The following is a 16,439-nucleotide window of genomic DNA, read 5'->3' on the forward strand; positions in this document are numbered from 1 at the left end:
TGTTGTAAACCTCCTCGATAAAATACGATATCCGCTCTATCACGTCGTTGAAGGTCTCGTATTCCCACAGATAGACCTCTTCTTTCTTCAGCGTCTTCATAAAGCTCTCGGCAAAGGCGTTGTCGTAAGGATTGCCGCTTCTCGACATGCTGATCTGGAACTTGTGCTGCTTTAGCAGGTTCACGTAGTCGTGGCTCGCGTACTGAACGCCTCTGTCTGAATGGTGCATACATCCTTCCGGAGGCCTTCTCTGCTCGATCGCAGACTTTAAAGCCGATATCGTAAGCTCGTTATTGATCCTCTTCGATAACGCCCAGCCCACGACCTTGCGCGAATATATGTCGATTATCACCGCCAGATAAACAAAGCCCGTCTGTATCCGTATGTACGTGATGTCAGATACCCAGACCTGGTTTAGGTCCGTGACGTCTTTTCCCTTCAAAAGATTGGGATATATCGCAAAGCCGTGCTCCGAATCGGTCGTCCTTACGAACGCTCTCTTGATCTCCGCTACAAGTCCGTATTTGACCCCTTTTACTTTTATTTTACTTTTATGACCCCTTTGAAAGAGTTACAGACTCAAAGAAGCGGCAATAAGGCTTGCAAAAAATACGGAGATCGGTTAACTAAAAACCTATCCTGCCGCTGGCCGGTTTTGAAGTGGCCGGTGACACGTTCAGAGGATTATTTGCACCGTGTTGAGGACTTCTTAGCTGGCTACAAACCGGGTAAGACAAGCCTAAATTGTTATGAGCAAAAACAGGTGCTGGGACTGCTTTTTAAAAACATCAAAATCGCCCGAAGAGATATTTTTTCTTTTGATTTTTTTTGCCCCCTTCAATTCTCTTTTTATGGAACAGGAGAAAAACTAAAAATGCCTGAAAAATCAAAGACTTATGGAAAATTTGCGCCCAGAGTATATATCCGTACCTTTGGTTGCCAGATGAACGTTCACGATTCGGAGCGGATCTCGGAGATACTCTCCGGCATGGGTCTTGGACCAGCCGGTGATGACAAAGATGCGGACATAATCCTTTTCAACACCTGTACGGTTCGTGACCACGCCCATCACAAGGCGATATCGGAGATAGGCAGGGCGATTTTCAAAAAGAAAAGAAAGAAGGACCTGATCGTCGGTGTCTGCGGGTGTGTCGCTCAGGAGGAGAAGGAGAATCTTTTCAGGATATATCCGGAGCTGGATATCGTATTCGGGCCGGACCAGATCACACGCTTACCGGAGTTGCTTAATGAAGTTATCCCGCTTCCTGCCTCGTGCTTCATGCCTCGGTGCGCAGAAGCAGGAGGCAGGAAACAGGAAGCACGAAAGACCATTGCAACCGAACTTATTGATGATCCAGATGAATATAAATGGCTCTTTCACGATAGCCAGACACCGGCCATCGATCAGAGTATCTCGAAGTTCGTGACCATAATGAAAGGATGCAACAACAAATGCAGCTTTTGTATCGTTCCTTTCGTCCGCGGGAGCGAGGTGAGCAAACCGTCAGATGATATCGTCTCTGAAATTAAGGGGCTTGTTGCCAAAGGCGTTAAGGAGGTGACGCTTTTGGGGCAGAACGTTAACTCGTACAATGGAGCGTATCGTCCTGAGCGTAGCGAGGGATCCGGTGAACATAATTTAACCGAACAGGATCCTTCGGGCCTCTCCCCCAGTATGACAAACACAGTGTCTCCATTTGTTTTATTGCTTCAAAAGATCTCCTCCGAAACCGACATCCTCCGCATTCGTTACACAAGCCCTCATCCAAAGGACCTGTGCGATGACCTGATAAATGAACATGCCGCGAATCCAAAACTGTGCAGTCATATGCATCTTCCTCTGCAGGCCGGTTCGGACAGGGTGTTGCGGATGATGAAGCGTTCGTACAATAAGAAGCAGTTCATAGAAAGATCGCTGAAGCTTCGTGAACGGGCGGTTGGAATAGACATCACGACCGACATCATAGTCGGGTTTCCAGGCGAGACGCATGAAGACTTTCTAAAAACTCTCGAGGTGGTTAAAGAGGTCTCCTTCGACGGCATGTTTGCATTCAAATATTCGCCGCGCCACGGAACCGTGGCCGCTGAAATTGAAGACGATGTCCCGCAAAAAGAAAAAGAAGGGCGTCTCGCGCGACTTTTAGAGCTCAACGCAGATATCTGGAAGCAGAAGACCGCAAGGCTTGTCGGGACCACGCAGCAGGTCTTGGTCGAAGGCGCAAGCAAGAAGTCAACTTACGCACCCTTCGACCCTGCTCAGGGCACGCTTACGCACTCAAGTACTTACGCACTTCAAATGTCCGGCAGGACATTTGGCAGCAAGATCGTAAATTTTGCTGGCAATTTGGAACAAGTTGGGTCTATAGTTCCCGTAACGATAGTCAGTGCGGGACCCAATTCTCTTAAGGGAGAATTGAGGGTTTAGGTGATCTGATTATGCCATTCATCGAAATGAAAGTAACGGGCCTCACGATAGATCCGTTCACCAGTATGCCTATTATCATCCTCAAGGATATGGAGGATAAACAGGCCCTCCCCATCTGGATAGGCCTTATCGAGGCGAGCGCCATAGCTACAGAGCTAGAAAAGATACAGCTTTCCCGTCCCATGACGCACGACCTTCTAAAGAACATCCTCGATTCTTTCGGACTTGTCGTCGAAAAGGTATCTATTACCGAGCTTCGCGATAACACCTTCTTTGCAAAGATCTATGTTAAAAAAGATGACAAGGAAGTAGAACTGGATGCCAGGCCTTCTGACGCAATAGCCGTTGCGCTTAGGACCAAGTCAAAGATACTCGTCGAACAAACCGTTGTTGATAAATCGCGCAAGATAGACCTTGGCACCGATGACTCGGAACAAAAGAAGCGCAAATGGGCCGAGATATTAGAGAGTCTTTCGCCGGAAGATTTCGGCAAATATAAAATGTAATCCCGCCTGTAGCGGAATGACCAAGGCCCAAGTTCCAATGACAAATGAAATCACAAACTTCAATAACCGATTGGAGATTGGATCATTGGACATTCATTCGTCATTTGGATTTGATCATTGGTCATGGAATATAATATGTCATTTTTGAAAAACTGGACGCCGGTTGCCATTTGGGCCGGTTTTATATTCTACATGTCGGGAAAAGAAGGGGTCAATCTCCCGTCCTTTCCCTATTCAGATAAGATGATACACATCTGCGTCTATGCCATGTTTGGGTTCTTCGTCGCCAGGGCATTAGCCAGGGCTCATGGCCTTGAGGCTTACAAAATAATCATCATAACAGCGCTTCTTGCCGGATTTTATGGCATGACCGACGAGATCCATCAGACCTTTGTCTCCACCCGCTCTGCGGAGTTGCTTGATCTTATCGCAGACTTTCTTGGAGGTTTCTTAGGCTCGCTGTTCCCTACTTTTTCAATATCCACTTCACAGCGTCACTTAACATAATTCCACTTATAAGCCGATGGGAGGGATAGGTTGGCCGCAGAGAGGCTCCAAATACCAACCTGTCCCTCCCATCGGCACATCTCTTTCACCTCAAACGATGCGGGACATAAATTGAAAGAAAGGGAGAAATGCGGCGCGCACCTGTCGGCACTTACTTCTGTTTGCGAGCGTAACCAAGTGAAGTGACGGGTGAGGCGTGAGAGCGACGTCGCGGAGCCCAGCCGCACGGCAGCCAATTAATAGATCGGCTGGGCGAGCGCCGAGGTGCCGGTTTCGCGGCGTTTGAGCGAAACCGGACACCGGTCGTTCGAACGCCTTACCCGTCACTGAACGTGCACCTCAAGCATGCCGACAGGCTCGCGTCCCACTCCCCCTTTCTTAATTTCATGTCGTCTAAGTGGAATTATGACAAGGGATGGTGAGTTGCAGAAAAAGGTTTGACATTGCGCGAGCTTATCCGATACAAGGCGCGTCTATGGCCGAAAGACTACCGTTTCTTCTAATATTCTATCCTGTTTTTTTAATTTCTCTTTCATGCCACGAAGCTGCGCATGCATGGATGTCCAACAGATTTGGCGATCCGACGGCAAGGCTTTTGGGCAGGATTTCTCTGAATCCGCTTCCCCATATGGATATTATCGGAACGGTATTCCTTCCGATATTCGGAATATTAACTGGTGCACCGGTCATCGGCTGGGGAAAGCCGGTACCTGTGAATCCATATAATCTTAGGGATCCCAGAAAAGACGAGCTTTTCATATCGGTCATGGGGCCGACAAGTAACATTGTGCTGGCCCTTGTCTTTGCCGGACTCGGAAGGCTTGTCGCTCATTATTTTAACAATATGCCGCCGGAAAGCATAATGGCATTCCCTACAGAGGCCCTTGGGATAGCATTTACCGCCTGTTATATGGGAGTAAGGCTCAATCTTGCGCTTGCGATATTTAACATGATCCCCCTTTATCCACTCGATGGAGGCGGGGTGATAAGAGGGCTTTTGCCAGATAATATGGTGATGGCGTACGACAGGATAGCAAGGCAGGGCATGTTCTTGATACTTATTCTATTTGTATCGGGACTTTTAAAATTCATATTCATCCCTGTACAAATCGTGTCGAGAGTGCTATTGCCGATGTAGGCCAGCCAGGTTACAGGTTATACAGGTTACAAGTTGCGAGTCGCGGATATTGAGCGGGAGTTTGTGTATGAATAAAACGACAACGCGAGTACTAAGCGGAATGAGGCCGTCCGGACTTTTGCATCTTGGCAATTTTCACGGGGCGCTACAGAACTGGGTGAAATTACAGGACGAACACGAATGTTTCTACTTTGTGGCCGACTGGCATACGCTGACCACCCATTACGCGGATCTCACGGAGCTCAAGCCATGGGTCGAGAACATCTTGATAGACTGGCTTGCCTGCGGCCTTGATCCAAAAAAGTCCACGTTCTTCATTCAATCGTGGGTGCTTGAGCACGCGGAACTCCATCTTTTACTTTCCATGATGACTCCTATTTCCTGGTTGGAGCGTGTACCAAGCTATAAAGAGATAAGGACCCAGCTATCCGACAGGGACCTTTCCACTTACGGGTTTCTTGGTTACCCGATGCTTCAGACGGCGGACATAGTCATTTATGACGCCAATAAGGTCCCGGTTGGAGAGGACCAGGTCGCCCACATCGAACTTTCGCGCGAGGTCGTGAGGCGCTTTAATTTCTTGTACAAAAAAGACGTGTTAAAGGAGCCTCATCCTCTGCTTACTCATACTCCAAAAGTTCCCGGACTCGATGGCAGAAAGATGAGCAAGAGCTACGATAATTGCATCTATATATCCGACACCAAAGAGGTCGTTCATAAGAAGATTATGCCTGCGGTGACCGATCCGGCCAGAAAGAGGCGTGCCGATCCCGGACATCCCGAGGTCTGCATCATCCACGATTATCACAAACTTTATTCTTCGCCGGACGTTGTAAAATGGTGTGAGGACGGCTGCAGAAGCGCCGCGATAGGTTGCGTCGATTGTAAAAAGAAACTGCTGGAATATATGGACACCTTCTGGGACCCCATTCGCGAGCGCAGGGTGGAGATAGCAAAGCACCCGAAGAATGTCTGGGAGATAGCGCGCGAAGGGACCGGGCATGCGAGCAAGATAGCCAAGGGGACGATGGAGAAGGTCAGAGAGGCGATGAAGATCAGTTATTGATATGTCACAGCCATACCGGATAAATTTAGAGATATTCGAGGGCCCGATGGACCTTCTTATCTATCTTATCAAGAAGAACGACCTTGATATATACGATATCCCCATCGCCTTCGTCACCGAAGAGTATCTGAAATATATAAACACGCTCAAAGAGCTCAATATCGACTTTGCCAGCGAGTTCCTTGAAATGGCGGCGGAGCTTGCCCACATAAAATCTCAGACGCTTCTTCCAAAGGAAGAGGGCGCGGCTGAAGAGGAAGAGTCTGACCCAAGGGCGGACCTTGTCAGAAGGCTCATTGAATATCAGCGTTACAAGGAGGCGGCCAATAAACTTAACGATGGGAGGCTTCTTAACCGCGACGTCTATTCGGCGAACGTCCCGAAGGAAGATGATGAGCCAAGGGAGGAGAGCGTAGTAATAGAAGGTAACGCGTTCTTGCTACTGGAGGCGTTCAATGAGATGCTTGCCAAGCTCCCCAAGGAGATGGTCAAAAAGGCCCCTACGGTCGAGCGGATAAGCGTGAACGAACGCATTCTTCAGATAATAGATATGTTAAAGTTCGGGCAGACTAGGCCGATCACCGACCTCATGACCGCGCCTTTTGACCGGCATGTAATAGTGGCAACGTTCCTTGCGCTACTCGAGATGGTCGTGATGAAGATGATAAAGGTCTATCAAACAGGGCGCTTCGAGCCTATATATGTCACCGGCGCAGTTCAGGACGCGACCATTGATGATGCAAAGAAGATGATCATTAAAAGAGAGTCAATAAAGACGGAGGAAGTTAATGGAACTGATAAAACTTAAGGCTATTTTAGAATCACTTATACTCGTGACCGAAGAGCCGTTCACCTTAGGCACGATGACGCTCATACTTGAGAACGACGCTGTCACAAAGGCAGATCTTGAGACCGCGCTTGAAGAGATCAAGAAGAAATATGACGAGGACGATTCGTTCGGATTTTATCTTGCAGAAGTGGCCGGAGGTTACCAGTTCAGGACCAAGCCTTTCACATCCGAATATATCCAGAGGCTCAACATCCCGAAGCCTTCCAAGCTTTCGCAGCAGTCGCTCGAGACGCTAGCCATTATCGCATACAGACAGCCTATCGTCCGCTCAGAGATCGAGGAACTAAGAGGTGTGGACAGCGGAGGAGTGCTAAAGACGCTCCTTGAAAGAAACCTTGTTAAGATCATCGGTAAAAGAGATGAACCGGGAAATCCGCTCATATACGCAACAACAAGCAAATTCCTTGAGCTCTTCAATCTGACGAGCCTTAAGGACCTGCCTACATTACGAGATTACGAAGAACTTGAGCGCGACCATTACAAAGGTGCGGCAACGCCCGAAGAGGAGCAGAAACCCATTTTGGAAGAGATCTCGGCGGCCCCCTTCGAGCAAAAATGGAGCACGGAAGACGATACGATGCTCAACGACCTGACCGACAGCATGAAAAAACTGCGCCGTCTGGAAAAGGACATTTTCCCGAAGCCCGTAGAACAGTTAGTTGCCGTGCCAAACCCGGAGACGTCGGCAACAGGAGAAGAGGATGCAGGAACGCCTACAGAAGATACTGGCGAGAGCCACTGACCTTTCCCGCCGTTCGGCGGAAGAGGCGATAGAGAAGGGCCTGGTTAAGGTCAACGGCCGTGTTGTGACCAAGCTCGGAACCAAGGCCGATGCCGAGCTGGACAGGATAAGTTATTTAGGAAAACCTGTGCGGCCCATCAGACAAAAGATCTACATTGTCTTCAACAAACCAAGGAACATAATCGTTTCGAAAAAGGACCCAGAAGGGCGAGAGACCATATGGGATAGGCTTCATCCCGAGATGAAGGACGTTCTCAATTCAGCCGGAAGGCTCGATTACGATTCAGAAGGGCTTTTGATACTGACGAACGACGGCGATCTTATCTACAAGCTTACTCATCCGTCGAAAGAGGTTTTTAAGACCTACTTTGTAAAGGTAAAAGGGAAGGTCGAAGACGAAAAGATGGCAAAGCTAAGGAACGGTATCCGCCTTGAGGACGGAATGACCGAGCCGGCAAAGATAAATTTCCTGCGCATGGCGGATTCGAATGCCTGCTATGAGATATCCATAAGAGAAGGGCGCAACAGGCAGGTAAGACGCATGTTCCTGGCCGTCGGTCACGCCGTCCAGCGGTTGCGTCGAACGGAGATGGGCGAGATAAGGCTTGGCACCCTAAAGGTTGGGGAATGGCGGTATCTGAACAAAAAGGAGCTTTATTATATAAAGAAGATCCTCAAGGGTTCCTAGGGTCTGATAATATTGATTACGTCAAATTGTATGGACGTTTCCCACGCAATCCTAAAAAAAATGATGACCGGCCATCTGATAGAACCGGGTGATGTTCTACTTGCCGGTGTTTCGGGAGGCGTCGATTCGGTCGTGTTGTTGGACCTTCTCTATAGGTTTAAGGAGAGGTCTGCAACAAAGGTCTATGCTGCGCATGTGAATTACGGACTCAGAGGGCGCGAATCCAAAAGAGATGAAGCGTTCGTTAAAAAGATCGCGAAGAAATACGGTGTTCCCTATTTTGTGACCAGGCCGGCCAAAGGCAAAAAGGGGAACCTTCAAAATTCCGCCCGTGACCTGCGCTACGATTTTTTCTTGAAGATCGCCGGAGAGGTTGGGGCAAATAAGATAGCGGTAGCACATCATGCAGATGATCAGGCCGAGACCGTCCTTTTACACTTAGCCAGGGGAACCGGTCTTCAGGGTCTTTCCGGGATGCAGGAGAAGAGAAACCTTACGGAAGGCATTTCTCTCATAAGGCCTCTCTTAACGTTCACAAGAGAAGATATTTTAAGGTATGTGAAGGAGAGAGGACTTAAGTTCGTTGAGGATAGCACCAACAGGACCGACAAGTATAACAGGAACGTCATAAGAAATAAGGTTCTGCCGGAACTTAAAAAAGTGAACACCGGCGTTATTTCCGGCATCTGCAAAACCGCGTTCATTATCAGTGAAGATGACAGATATTTGAACGACCAGGCCGCTTTCGCTCTAAAAAAGGCGTCGCCTGCCCGCCGGCCTTTTGGCGGGGACACCATCCCACATGTTACGCTCAAACGGCCTATGCTTGTAAAATACAATGTCGCAATAATGAAAAGGGTGCTTCGCCTTGCCTATGCAAGGCTCACCGGCAGTACGGCGGACCTCCTGACCGATCATATTGAAAAGATGATGTGGATCATCTTCTCTGGCACAAAAGAAGGTCAATATAGCCTACCGAAGGGATGTGAATTTTCGCGCCGGGGCAACAAAATATCCCTTAAAATCAATGTATAACTTTAAATGCTGACAAAAAAACCTTTAAAAATCAAAATACCTTGACAAAGCGTCATAAAATCCGTAGGTTGCGCCCGTTATTAAAAAAAATGATGAGATGACCTTTTAGTGGGCTCTTAGCTCAGTTGGTTAGAGTATCTCCTTGACATGGAGGGGGTCACTGGTTCGAATCCAGTAGGGCCCACCAAAGGGTCATTAGTTGTCTGGCAATTATGGATCTAGAAATACTCAGACACTCCTGTGCGCATGTGATGGCGGATGCGGTCACACAGTTTTTACCCGGAGTTAAGCTTGCAATAGGCCCCTCGATAGAGAACGGTTTCTATTACGACTTTGACTATCAAGGTACGTTTACGCCCGAAGACATGGTGAAGATCGAGGCCAAGATGAACGATATCATCAAGGCTAGGGTCCCGTTTGAGAAGAGCGAAATGACCAAGTTCGAGGCAAAGAAGTTCTTTGCCGAGCGCGGCGAAAAATATAAGCTCGAGATAATCGACGAGCTGAAAGGCGACACGGTCACCATCTATAAACACGGCAACTTCGTGGACCTCTGCCGCGGACCACATCTTAAGGACACAGGCGAGATAAAGGCGTTCAAGCTCCTCAAGGTGGCCGGCGTTTATTGGCGCGGCGACGAAAAGCGCGAACAGCTTCAGAGGATCTATGGCACGGCATTTTCCGATAAGAAGGGCCTCGATGCCTATCTCAAGATGCTTGAAGAGGCCGAGAAACGCGATCACAGAAAACTTGGCACGGAGCTCGATCTTTTCTCGACGCTCGATCAATACGGAGCCGGTCTTGTTCTTTGGCATCCAAAGGGCGGACGCATCCGTAATTCCATAGAGACCTTCTGGAAGGATGAACATTATAAGAACGGTTACGAGTTACTTTATACCCCACACATCGGAAGAAGTACGCTTTGGGAGACATCTGGTCACCTCGATTTTTACAGAGAAGGGATGTATTCACCGATGAACATAGACGGGAACGACTACTACATCAAGCCGATGAACTGTCCGTTCCATATCATGGTCTACATGAGCAAGGCTCGTTCCTACAGGGACCTTCCTCTCCGATGGGCGGAGCTTGGCACGGTCTACCGTTATGAAAAGAGCGGCGTTCTTCACGGTCTTCTTCGCGTTCGCGGGTTCACACAGGACGATGCGCATATCATCTGCACACCCGACCAGATTGAGAGCGAAATAAAAGAGGTGCTTCGATTCTCTCTGTTCATGTGGAAGTCGTTCGGTTTCACCGACATTAAGGCCTATCTTGCAACGCGCCCCGAAAAGGCAGTGGGCGAACCGGCGAGATGGGGCCAGGCTATAGCCGCTCTCAAGGCGGCGGTAACCGAAGAGAACCTTCCCTATGAAATGGATGAAGGCGGCGGCGCTTTTTACGGTCCCAAGATAGACCTCAAGGTAAAGGATGCCCTCGGCCGCGAATGGCAGATGACCACCATTCAGTTTGATTTCAATCTGCCGGAGCGTTTCGACATGAACTTTATCGGTCCTGATGGCGCAAAGCACAGGCCTTACATGGTTCATAGAGCGCTCCTTGGAAGTTTAGAGCGTTTCTTCGGTGTTCTCGTTGAGCATTACGCAGGCGCTTTTCCATTATGGCTCGCGCCAGTTCAGGCGAAGATACTGCTTATAACGGACAGCCAGAAGAAATACGGTGATGAGGTCGCGGCAAGGCTCAAGAAAGAAGGAATTCGCGTGGAGATGGATGACAGGAGCGAAAAATTGGGCCTGAAGATCCGCGAAGCACAGCTCCAAAAGATCCCTTACATGCTTGTCATCGGCGCCAAAGAGGCCGAAGCGGGTAAAGTTGCCGTTCGCGGCAGGGTAAAGGGGGATCTGGGAGCTATTGATATTGATGAATTTATAAAATTAGCTTTGGAAGAGGTTAGAAGTCGGAAATCAGAGGTCTAACATCAGACTTCCGACATCTGACTTCTGATTTAAATCAAGGAGGTACGATTATCAGCAGAGAAAAAGAGATCAGGGTCAATTGGAGAATAAGAGTTCCCGAAATAAGGCTTATAGGGCCGGACGGGTCGCAGATGGGGGTCTTTCAGACCCGCGATGCCCAGAAAAAGGCCGAAGAGTTCGGACTTGATCTGGTGGAGATATCACCGACAGCAAGGCCGCCCGTTTGCAAGATAATGGATTTCGGGAAATATAAATACGAAATGTCCAAGCGTGATCACGATGCCAAGAAACACCAGACGGTCGTTCGCTTGAAAGAGCTTAGACTTCGCCCGGCAACGGACGAACACGACATCCAGACCAAGGTAAGGCATGCAAAGCGTTTCCTGGAGGACGGCGACAAAGTAAAGATGTCCATACAGTTCAGAGGAAGGGAGATGGCCCATCAGGAGATAGGACGAAAGATGATGGACCATATCAAGGCAGAAATGGGCGATATGGCAATAGAGGACCAGAGGGTAAGGATGGAAGGAAGGTCTCTCACGGTCATTTTTGCCCCGGCGCCGAAAGCAGGTAAACAGTGAATAGTAAACAGTTAACAGTTAACAGCAAACAGTTAACAGTGGATAGTTAACAAAGGAGATAATAGAGATGCCAAAACTGAAAACAAATAGCGGAGCCAAGAAAAGGTTCAAATTCTCCAAATCCGGAAAGGTAAAGAGGAAAAGAGCACAGCTTCGCCACATCCTTACATCAAAAGGTAAGGCTCAAAAGAGAAGGTTGTCCACATCCACGATCGTCAAGGATGAAGATATGTTGAAGTTAAGAAAATTGATGCCATATTCATGAGAGGCGTAACTTGTGATTTGTAACTTGTAACTTGTTTTTAACAGGTCACGATTTACGATTTACGATTTACGGGTTTTAATATGCCAAGAGCAAAAAGAGGTTTTAAGGCCAGAAGACGCAGGAACAAGGTCCTTAAGAAGGCCAAGGGTTATTACGGCGGCAGGAGTAAACTGATCCGCACGGCGACCGAGGCCGTTGAAAAAGGTCTTGATTACGCCTTTAGGCACAGAAAGAGCAAAAAGCGTGATTTTAGAGCCTTGTGGAACGTGCGCATAAGCGCGGCGGCCAAAGAGAATGGGCTTTCTTACAGCAAGTTCATATTCGGCCTGAAGAAGGCTGGAGTAGGGATAGATAGAAAGATCCTGGCTGAACTTGCGATCACACAGCCGAAGGATTTTGCCGCTTTGGTGGCGTTAGCTCGCTAACAACAAAAAAATGTTAGATCTGCAAAGCCAAATTTCTAATATTGAGGCTGAAGTTAGCGCTCAAGTTACAGGCATCAAGTCCGATGAGGATCTGAAGCTTGCGAGGGCGAAGTATGTCGGGAAAAAGGGCGTGGTTACCGGCCTTATGAAATTTCTGGGGCAATTGGATGCCTCCGAGCGCCCCGAGGCCGGCAAAAAGATCAATACGCTTAAAAGTTCGATCATTAGGCTTTTAGATGAGGCCGAAGGTGCCCTTAAGAGCCAGTTTATTGCCAAGGCGCTCAAAGAAAAGGTCGATATCACCCTTCCCGGAAGGCAGGTAGCTCCTCCCGGAAGGCCTCATCCTGTCACCCAGGTCATGAGGGAAATCGAAGAAGTGTTCACATCTTTGGGCTTTTCTATTTACGAAGGGTCAGAGATAGAGACCGACTATTATAATTTCGAGGCGCTCAACGTTCCCAAGGACCATCCGGCAAGGGACATGCAGGACACTTTTTACATCTCATCGAAGGAAGAGGGAAGAAACAAGAAGGAAGAAGAACTGCTTCTGCGCACGCACACCTCACCTGTCCAGATACATGTGATGAAGAAGTTCAAACCACCCATCAGAATGATATTCCCCGGCGCGGTCTACAGAAAAGATGCCGACATAACTCATTCGCCGATGTTCCATCAGGTAGAAGGTCTGATGGTCGGCGATAATATCAGAATGAGCGACCTTAAAGGGGTTCTTATCACTTTCGTGCACAGAATATTCGGTGAGGGTGTGGGTGTTCGTTTCCGACCGAGCTTCTTTCCGTTCACGGAACCGTCTGCCGAGATAGATATCGAATGCGTCATCTGCCATGGAAAAAAGCAGGTGAACGGTTCTCCCTGCAGGGTCTGCAAGCAGACAGGCTGGATGGAGATCTTGGGTTGCGGTATGGTCGACCCCAACGTGTTCGAGGCGGTAGGGTATGATCCCAAAAAAGTCTCGGGTTTCGCGTTCGGAATGGGAGTAGAGAGGATAACAATGCTTAAGTTCGGAGTTTCCGATATCAGGCTATTTTTTGAGAACGACTTAAGATTTTTGAAACAGTTTTGAATGTCATCCCTGCAAAAGCAGGGTTCTAGAGTACGTAAACGAGGTCCCCGCTTTTGCGGGGACGACAGGAATTATGCTGGTAACACTTAACTGGCTAAAGGAATTCGTTGATATTCGCATCAAGCCCGAGGAGCTTGCCCACAGGCTTACAATGGGCGGGTTCGAGGTAGAAGGTGTTGCAAGTGTTGGTGATGATACCGTCTTTGAACTCAATATCACGCCGAACAGGGGCGATTGCCTGTCACTGATAGGCGTTGCCAGAGAGGTTGCGGCTATAACAGGGTCGGGGGTCAAGCGGCAAGAAACAGGAGGCAGGAGGCAGGAGGCAGGAAAGAAAAGAGAAGGGTCAAGAAAATCGGTCAATAATTATTTAACAGTAGAGGTAAAGGACAAGGAACGGTGTCAAAGATATGCTGCGAAAGTGATAGATGGAGTTAGAATTGCACAGTCTCCAGAATGGTTATCAAAAAGACTTGGGGCCTGCGGTATTCGTTCCATAAATAACGTCGTTGACGCCACTAACTATGTAATGCTTGAAACCGGACAGCCTTTCCACGCATTTGACCACCGCTTCATTCGCGGGAAAAAGATAGTAGTTGATACCCCAAAGAGAGACATCGACTTTGTTACGCTCGATGGCATCACAAGAAAGATACTCAAAGAAGACCTTTTAATAAACGACGCAGAAGGTCCGGTCGCGTTGGCCGGGGTGATGGGCGGAGCCAATTCAGAGGTAAAGCCGGATACTACCACCATAGTACTTGAGAGCGCCTGCTTTAACCCTGTCTCCGTAAGGCGCACGGCAAAACGTTTGGGACTACCAAGTGAATCTTCCAGAAGGTTTGAAAAGGGGATAGATCCGAGCGCCACGGTTCAATGCATGAACCGGCTCGCCTCTCTCATCGTTTCGATCGCAGGCGGGGAACCCACAACAGATCATATTGATGTTTATCCCAAAAAGCTTCATCCCATCAAGGTAAGGCTTAACTTCAAAGAAGTTAATAGGCTTTTAGGAATAAGCATTAAGGCTGAATATATAAAGAAATGCTTTAAGAATTTGGGTATAGTTGTAACCGGCGATACCTGTACTATACCCACGTTCAGGCCCGACCTAACGCGCAGTGCCGATCTTATTGAAGAGGTGGCAAGGCTATACGGTTTTGACAAGATACCGGTATCTGTGCCTCTCCTTTCAATGGAGTCACTTATCAAACCGAGCGGGCACGACCGGATGACAGGTGCCAGAGAATTCTTGAACGCCACGGGCTTTTATGAGGCAATAAATTACGGATTCTGTTCGCCTACCGAGCTGGAACCGTTCACCAAGGAAATCCCATATACCATCGAAAACCCGTTGGGCGTGGAATTTTCAGCGATGAAGACGTCGCTTATATCGGGTCTAGTTAATAATTTACGTCTCAACCTGAACCTTGGCCAGACTGCGCTAAGACTTTTCGAGATCAGACCTGTTTTCTTAAAAGATGGCGAGGTAAAAAAGCTGACCGGACTTGTTTACGGTTCAAGGTCGCAGCTCAACTGGTCCTACAGAGATGCTCCGGTAGATTTCTACGACATCAAGGGTACATGTGAGGGACTTTTAAAACACCTTGGAATATCCAATATTGAATTCAGGCCGCTTACGGATATTTCTTTCATGCATCCTCAGGCCACATCTTTGATCTACGCCAATGACCACGAGATCGGATTTTGCGGACTTTTGCATCCGGCGGTCAACGAAAGATGGGATATAAAGGAAGAGATTTACGTTTTCGATATTTATTGGGACTTCCTTATCGCCGCGCTATCCAAGGAAAAGAGAAGTTTTAAGCCATTGGAAAAATTCCCCAGCGTGAGAAGAGATGTTGCTCTTCTTTTGAACGAAGATGTCCCGGCTGGCGGCATAAAAGGTTCTATAGAAGAGTTTAAGAGCCATATTATCAAGGATTCGCTCCCTTTTGATGTCTATAAGGGGAAGGGGATACCTGAAGGCAAGAAGAGCGTTGCGTTCGCCGTTATTTATTCCGATCCTGAAAGAACTCTCACCGATGAAGAGGTTAACGATACCCATACTAAACTTATAGGGTATCTTAAAGGTAAACTGGGGGCGGAAGTAAGATAACAAAAGGAGGTTTTATGACCAAGGCAGAAATAGTGGAACAGATCTACGAAAAGATCGGATTCTCCAAGAAAGAGTCGGCCGACATCGTCGAGCTCGTCTTTGACACAATGAAAGACACACTCTCGAAAGGCGAAAAGATCAAGATCTCGGGCTTTGGAAATTTTGTTGTGAGACAAAAACGTCCGCGAGTCGGCAGAAATCCTCAGACGGGTGAGTCGATCGAGATTACAGCCCGTAAAGTCTTGACTTTCAGGCCGAGCCAGGTTTTAAAGTCGGCTCTTAACAAAGAGGGTGAATAATGTCGAAGCAAAAGGCGATACCGGACAAGATGTATTTCCGCATAGGTGACGCCGCGGAGCTCTTGGAGGTAAAGCCCTACGTCCTTCGCTACTGGGAGACGGAATTTCCCGATATAAAGCCCGTTAAGTCGCAGAGTAACCAGAGGCTTTACAAGCGCAAAGACGTAGAGCTTTTGATGGCGATAAAACACCTTCTTTACGAGGAGAAGTTCACGATCAACGGCGCAAGGCAGCACCTGAAAGATCAGTTAAAGATCGCCTCTGGCGCCAGGCCGGAAGAAGAGCAGTTAGCGCTCGGAACCGAACCCGAGAAAAAGGTAGCGGTAGCTGCTCCTTCAAAGGGTGGAACGCCTGCGAATATGAAGAAGGTGTTTGAAAAGCTTAAGTCAGAGCTTCAGTGGTGTACGACAGAATTGCGGAAATAGATCAAACGACGATTTGTAGCGGGGCGTAGCTCAGCTTGGTCCAGAGCACTTGCTTGGGGTGCAAGTGGTCGGAGGTTCGAATCCTCTCGCCCCGACACAAATGACCCCGGATGCCTTTTGGCATTCGGGGTCATTTTTTGTTCGAGCGTCAGATTCGAACCCAGCCGGCGAACCCACAAGACGCATTTGAAGCCACAAGACGGACTCATTTGAAACCCACAAGACGGACTCATTTGCACAAGACGAACCCACAAAACCCACAAGACGGACTCATTTGGAGGAGATTGGGTGGTTTTGGATAAGTGACGTGGAGAGGGTGCGGTTCTACGCCGGCAGTTATTTCTAAC

The 16,439-nt window shown here is 48.3% G+C and carries 18 protein-coding genes and 2 tRNA genes; 19 read left to right on the forward strand and 1 reads right to left on the reverse strand.

All coding sequences use genetic code 11. The annotated features are described in order from the left end of the window. Positions 1 to 442 (reverse strand): IS3 family transposase (locus COV46_05390; GenBank protein ID PIR17136.1); only part of this gene is annotated, 442 nt, incomplete at its 3' end. Positions 443 to 874: 432 nt separating this feature from the next. On the opposite strand from COV46_05390, the gene COV46_05395 reads away from it, so the two are divergent. The 19 genes from COV46_05395 (at position 875) to COV46_05485 (ending at position 16,187) form a co-directional block, all read left to right on the forward strand. After that, a complete protein-coding gene (locus COV46_05395) occupies positions 875 to 2,425 on the forward strand; it encodes a tRNA (N6-isopentenyl adenosine(37)-C2)-methylthiotransferase MiaB (protein ID PIR17137.1) in 1,551 nt (516 codons plus the stop codon). A gap of 11 nt (positions 2,426 to 2,436) precedes the next feature. Beyond that, entirely contained in the window at positions 2,437 to 2,931 is a 495-nt protein-coding gene (locus COV46_05400) for a hypothetical protein (protein ID PIR17138.1), read from the forward strand. 123 nt (positions 2,932 to 3,054) lie between these two features. Further along, complete coding sequence (locus COV46_05405) at positions 3,055 to 3,438, forward strand: teicoplanin resistance protein VanZ (GenBank protein PIR17139.1); 384 nt, start codon at positions 3,055 to 3,057, stop codon at positions 3,436 to 3,438. A gap of 475 nt (positions 3,439 to 3,913) precedes the next feature. Next, complete coding sequence (locus COV46_05410; protein ID PIR17140.1) at positions 3,914 to 4,576, forward strand: site-2 protease family protein; 663 nt, start codon at positions 3,914 to 3,916, stop codon at positions 4,574 to 4,576. Between the two features lie 67 nt (positions 4,577 to 4,643). Next, on the forward strand, positions 4,644 to 5,642 hold the full coding sequence (trpS, locus tag COV46_05415; protein PIR17141.1) for a tryptophan--tRNA ligase: 999 nt from the start codon (positions 4,644 to 4,646) through the stop codon (positions 5,640 to 5,642). A 1-nt stretch (position 5,643) separates the two neighbouring features. Next, entirely contained in the window at positions 5,644 to 6,450 is an 807-nt protein-coding gene (locus tag COV46_05420) for a segregation/condensation protein A (GenBank protein PIR17142.1), read from the forward strand. Continuing rightward, on the forward strand, positions 6,431 to 7,234 hold the full coding sequence (gene scpB, locus COV46_05425; protein PIR17143.1) for an SMC-Scp complex subunit ScpB: 804 nt from the start codon (positions 6,431 to 6,433) through the stop codon (positions 7,232 to 7,234). The genes COV46_05420 and scpB overlap by 20 nt, the downstream gene beginning before the upstream one ends. Next, on the forward strand, positions 7,194 to 7,922 hold the full coding sequence (locus tag COV46_05430; GenBank protein ID PIR17144.1) for a pseudouridine synthase: 729 nt from the start codon (positions 7,194 to 7,196) through the stop codon (positions 7,920 to 7,922). The genes scpB and COV46_05430 overlap by 41 nt, the downstream gene beginning before the upstream one ends. A 30-nt stretch (positions 7,923 to 7,952) precedes the next feature. After that, complete coding sequence (tilS, locus tag COV46_05435) at positions 7,953 to 8,957, forward strand: tRNA lysidine(34) synthetase TilS (GenBank protein ID PIR17145.1); 1,005 nt, start codon at positions 7,953 to 7,955, stop codon at positions 8,955 to 8,957. 110 nt (positions 8,958 to 9,067) lie between these two features. Further along, a tRNA-Val gene (locus COV46_05440) sits at positions 9,068 to 9,144 on the forward strand. Between the two features lie 25 nt (positions 9,145 to 9,169). Continuing rightward, positions 9,170 to 10,894: a threonine--tRNA ligase gene (locus tag COV46_05445; protein ID PIR17146.1), complete on the forward strand. Its 1,725-nt coding sequence runs from the start codon at positions 9,170 to 9,172 to the stop codon at positions 10,892 to 10,894. 50 nt (positions 10,895 to 10,944) lie between these two features. Further along, entirely contained in the window at positions 10,945 to 11,475 is a 531-nt protein-coding gene (locus COV46_05450; GenBank protein ID PIR17147.1) for a translation initiation factor IF-3, read from the forward strand. A gap of 67 nt (positions 11,476 to 11,542) precedes the next feature. Continuing rightward, the gene (locus tag COV46_05455) at positions 11,543 to 11,740 is read left to right on the forward strand and encodes a 50S ribosomal protein L35 (protein PIR17148.1); all 198 of its coding nucleotides are present in this window, start codon (positions 11,543 to 11,545) and stop codon (positions 11,738 to 11,740) included. A gap of 80 nt (positions 11,741 to 11,820) precedes the next feature. Continuing rightward, positions 11,821 to 12,165 carry a 50S ribosomal protein L20 gene (locus tag COV46_05460; GenBank protein PIR17149.1) on the forward strand — a complete coding sequence of 115 codons (345 nt, stop codon included), beginning with the start codon at positions 11,821 to 11,823 and terminating at the stop codon, positions 12,163 to 12,165. A gap of 10 nt (positions 12,166 to 12,175) precedes the next feature. Further along, a complete protein-coding gene (locus tag COV46_05465) occupies positions 12,176 to 13,249 on the forward strand; it encodes a phenylalanine--tRNA ligase subunit alpha (GenBank protein PIR17150.1) in 1,074 nt (357 codons plus the stop codon). A 73-nt stretch (positions 13,250 to 13,322) separates the two neighbouring features. Next, the gene (locus COV46_05470; protein ID PIR17151.1) at positions 13,323 to 15,368 is read left to right on the forward strand and encodes a phenylalanine--tRNA ligase subunit beta; all 2,046 of its coding nucleotides are present in this window, start codon (positions 13,323 to 13,325) and stop codon (positions 15,366 to 15,368) included. 14 nt (positions 15,369 to 15,382) lie between these two features. Further along, positions 15,383 to 15,667, forward strand: coding sequence for an integration host factor subunit alpha (locus tag COV46_05475; protein PIR17152.1), 285 nt, complete (start codon positions 15,383 to 15,385; stop codon positions 15,665 to 15,667). Next, entirely contained in the window at positions 15,667 to 16,092 is a 426-nt protein-coding gene (locus COV46_05480) for a MerR family transcriptional regulator (GenBank protein PIR17153.1), read from the forward strand. Before COV46_05475 ends, COV46_05480 begins: the two co-directional genes overlap by 1 nt. A 19-nt stretch (positions 16,093 to 16,111) precedes the next feature. After that, positions 16,112 to 16,187 (forward strand) — tRNA-Pro (locus tag COV46_05485). The last annotated feature ends 252 nt before the right edge of the window (positions 16,188 to 16,439 follow it).

This window comes from Deltaproteobacteria bacterium CG11_big_fil_rev_8_21_14_0_20_49_13 (assembly GCA_002796305.1).
In the GTDB taxonomy this organism is placed as follows: domain Bacteria; phylum UBA10199; class UBA10199.

Bases quoted from the DNA above. Each gene is read 5' to 3' on its own strand.
- COV46_05395 (PIR17137.1), top strand. From the start codon at position 875: ATGCCTGAAAAATCAAAGACTTATGGAAAATTTGCGCCCAGAGTATAT.
- COV46_05420 (PIR17142.1), top strand. From the start codon at position 5,644: ATGTCACAGCCATACCGGATAAATTTAGAGATATTCGAGGGCCCGATG.
- COV46_05410 (PIR17140.1), top strand. From the start codon at position 3,914: ATGGCCGAAAGACTACCGTTTCTTCTAATATTCTATCCTGTTTTTTTA.
- COV46_05445 (PIR17146.1), top strand. From the start codon at position 9,170: ATGGATCTAGAAATACTCAGACACTCCTGTGCGCATGTGATGGCGGAT.
- COV46_05405 (PIR17139.1), top strand. From the start codon at position 3,055: ATGGAATATAATATGTCATTTTTGAAAAACTGGACGCCGGTTGCCATT.
- COV46_05465 (PIR17150.1), top strand. From the start codon at position 12,176: ATGTTAGATCTGCAAAGCCAAATTTCTAATATTGAGGCTGAAGTTAGC.
- tilS (PIR17145.1), top strand. From the start codon at position 7,953: ATGGACGTTTCCCACGCAATCCTAAAAAAAATGATGACCGGCCATCTG.
- COV46_05460 (PIR17149.1), top strand. From the start codon at position 11,821: ATGCCAAGAGCAAAAAGAGGTTTTAAGGCCAGAAGACGCAGGAACAAG.
- COV46_05400 (PIR17138.1), top strand. From the start codon at position 2,437: ATGCCATTCATCGAAATGAAAGTAACGGGCCTCACGATAGATCCGTTC.
- COV46_05480 (PIR17153.1), top strand. From the start codon at position 15,667: ATGTCGAAGCAAAAGGCGATACCGGACAAGATGTATTTCCGCATAGGT.
- COV46_05475 (PIR17152.1), top strand. From the start codon at position 15,383: ATGACCAAGGCAGAAATAGTGGAACAGATCTACGAAAAGATCGGATTC.
- trpS (PIR17141.1), top strand. From the start codon at position 4,644: ATGAATAAAACGACAACGCGAGTACTAAGCGGAATGAGGCCGTCCGGA.
- COV46_05455 (PIR17148.1), top strand. From the start codon at position 11,543: ATGCCAAAACTGAAAACAAATAGCGGAGCCAAGAAAAGGTTCAAATTC.
- scpB (PIR17143.1), top strand. From the start codon at position 6,431: ATGGAACTGATAAAACTTAAGGCTATTTTAGAATCACTTATACTCGTG.
- COV46_05470 (PIR17151.1), top strand. From the start codon at position 13,323: ATGCTGGTAACACTTAACTGGCTAAAGGAATTCGTTGATATTCGCATC.
- COV46_05430 (PIR17144.1), top strand. From the start codon at position 7,194: ATGCAGGAACGCCTACAGAAGATACTGGCGAGAGCCACTGACCTTTCC.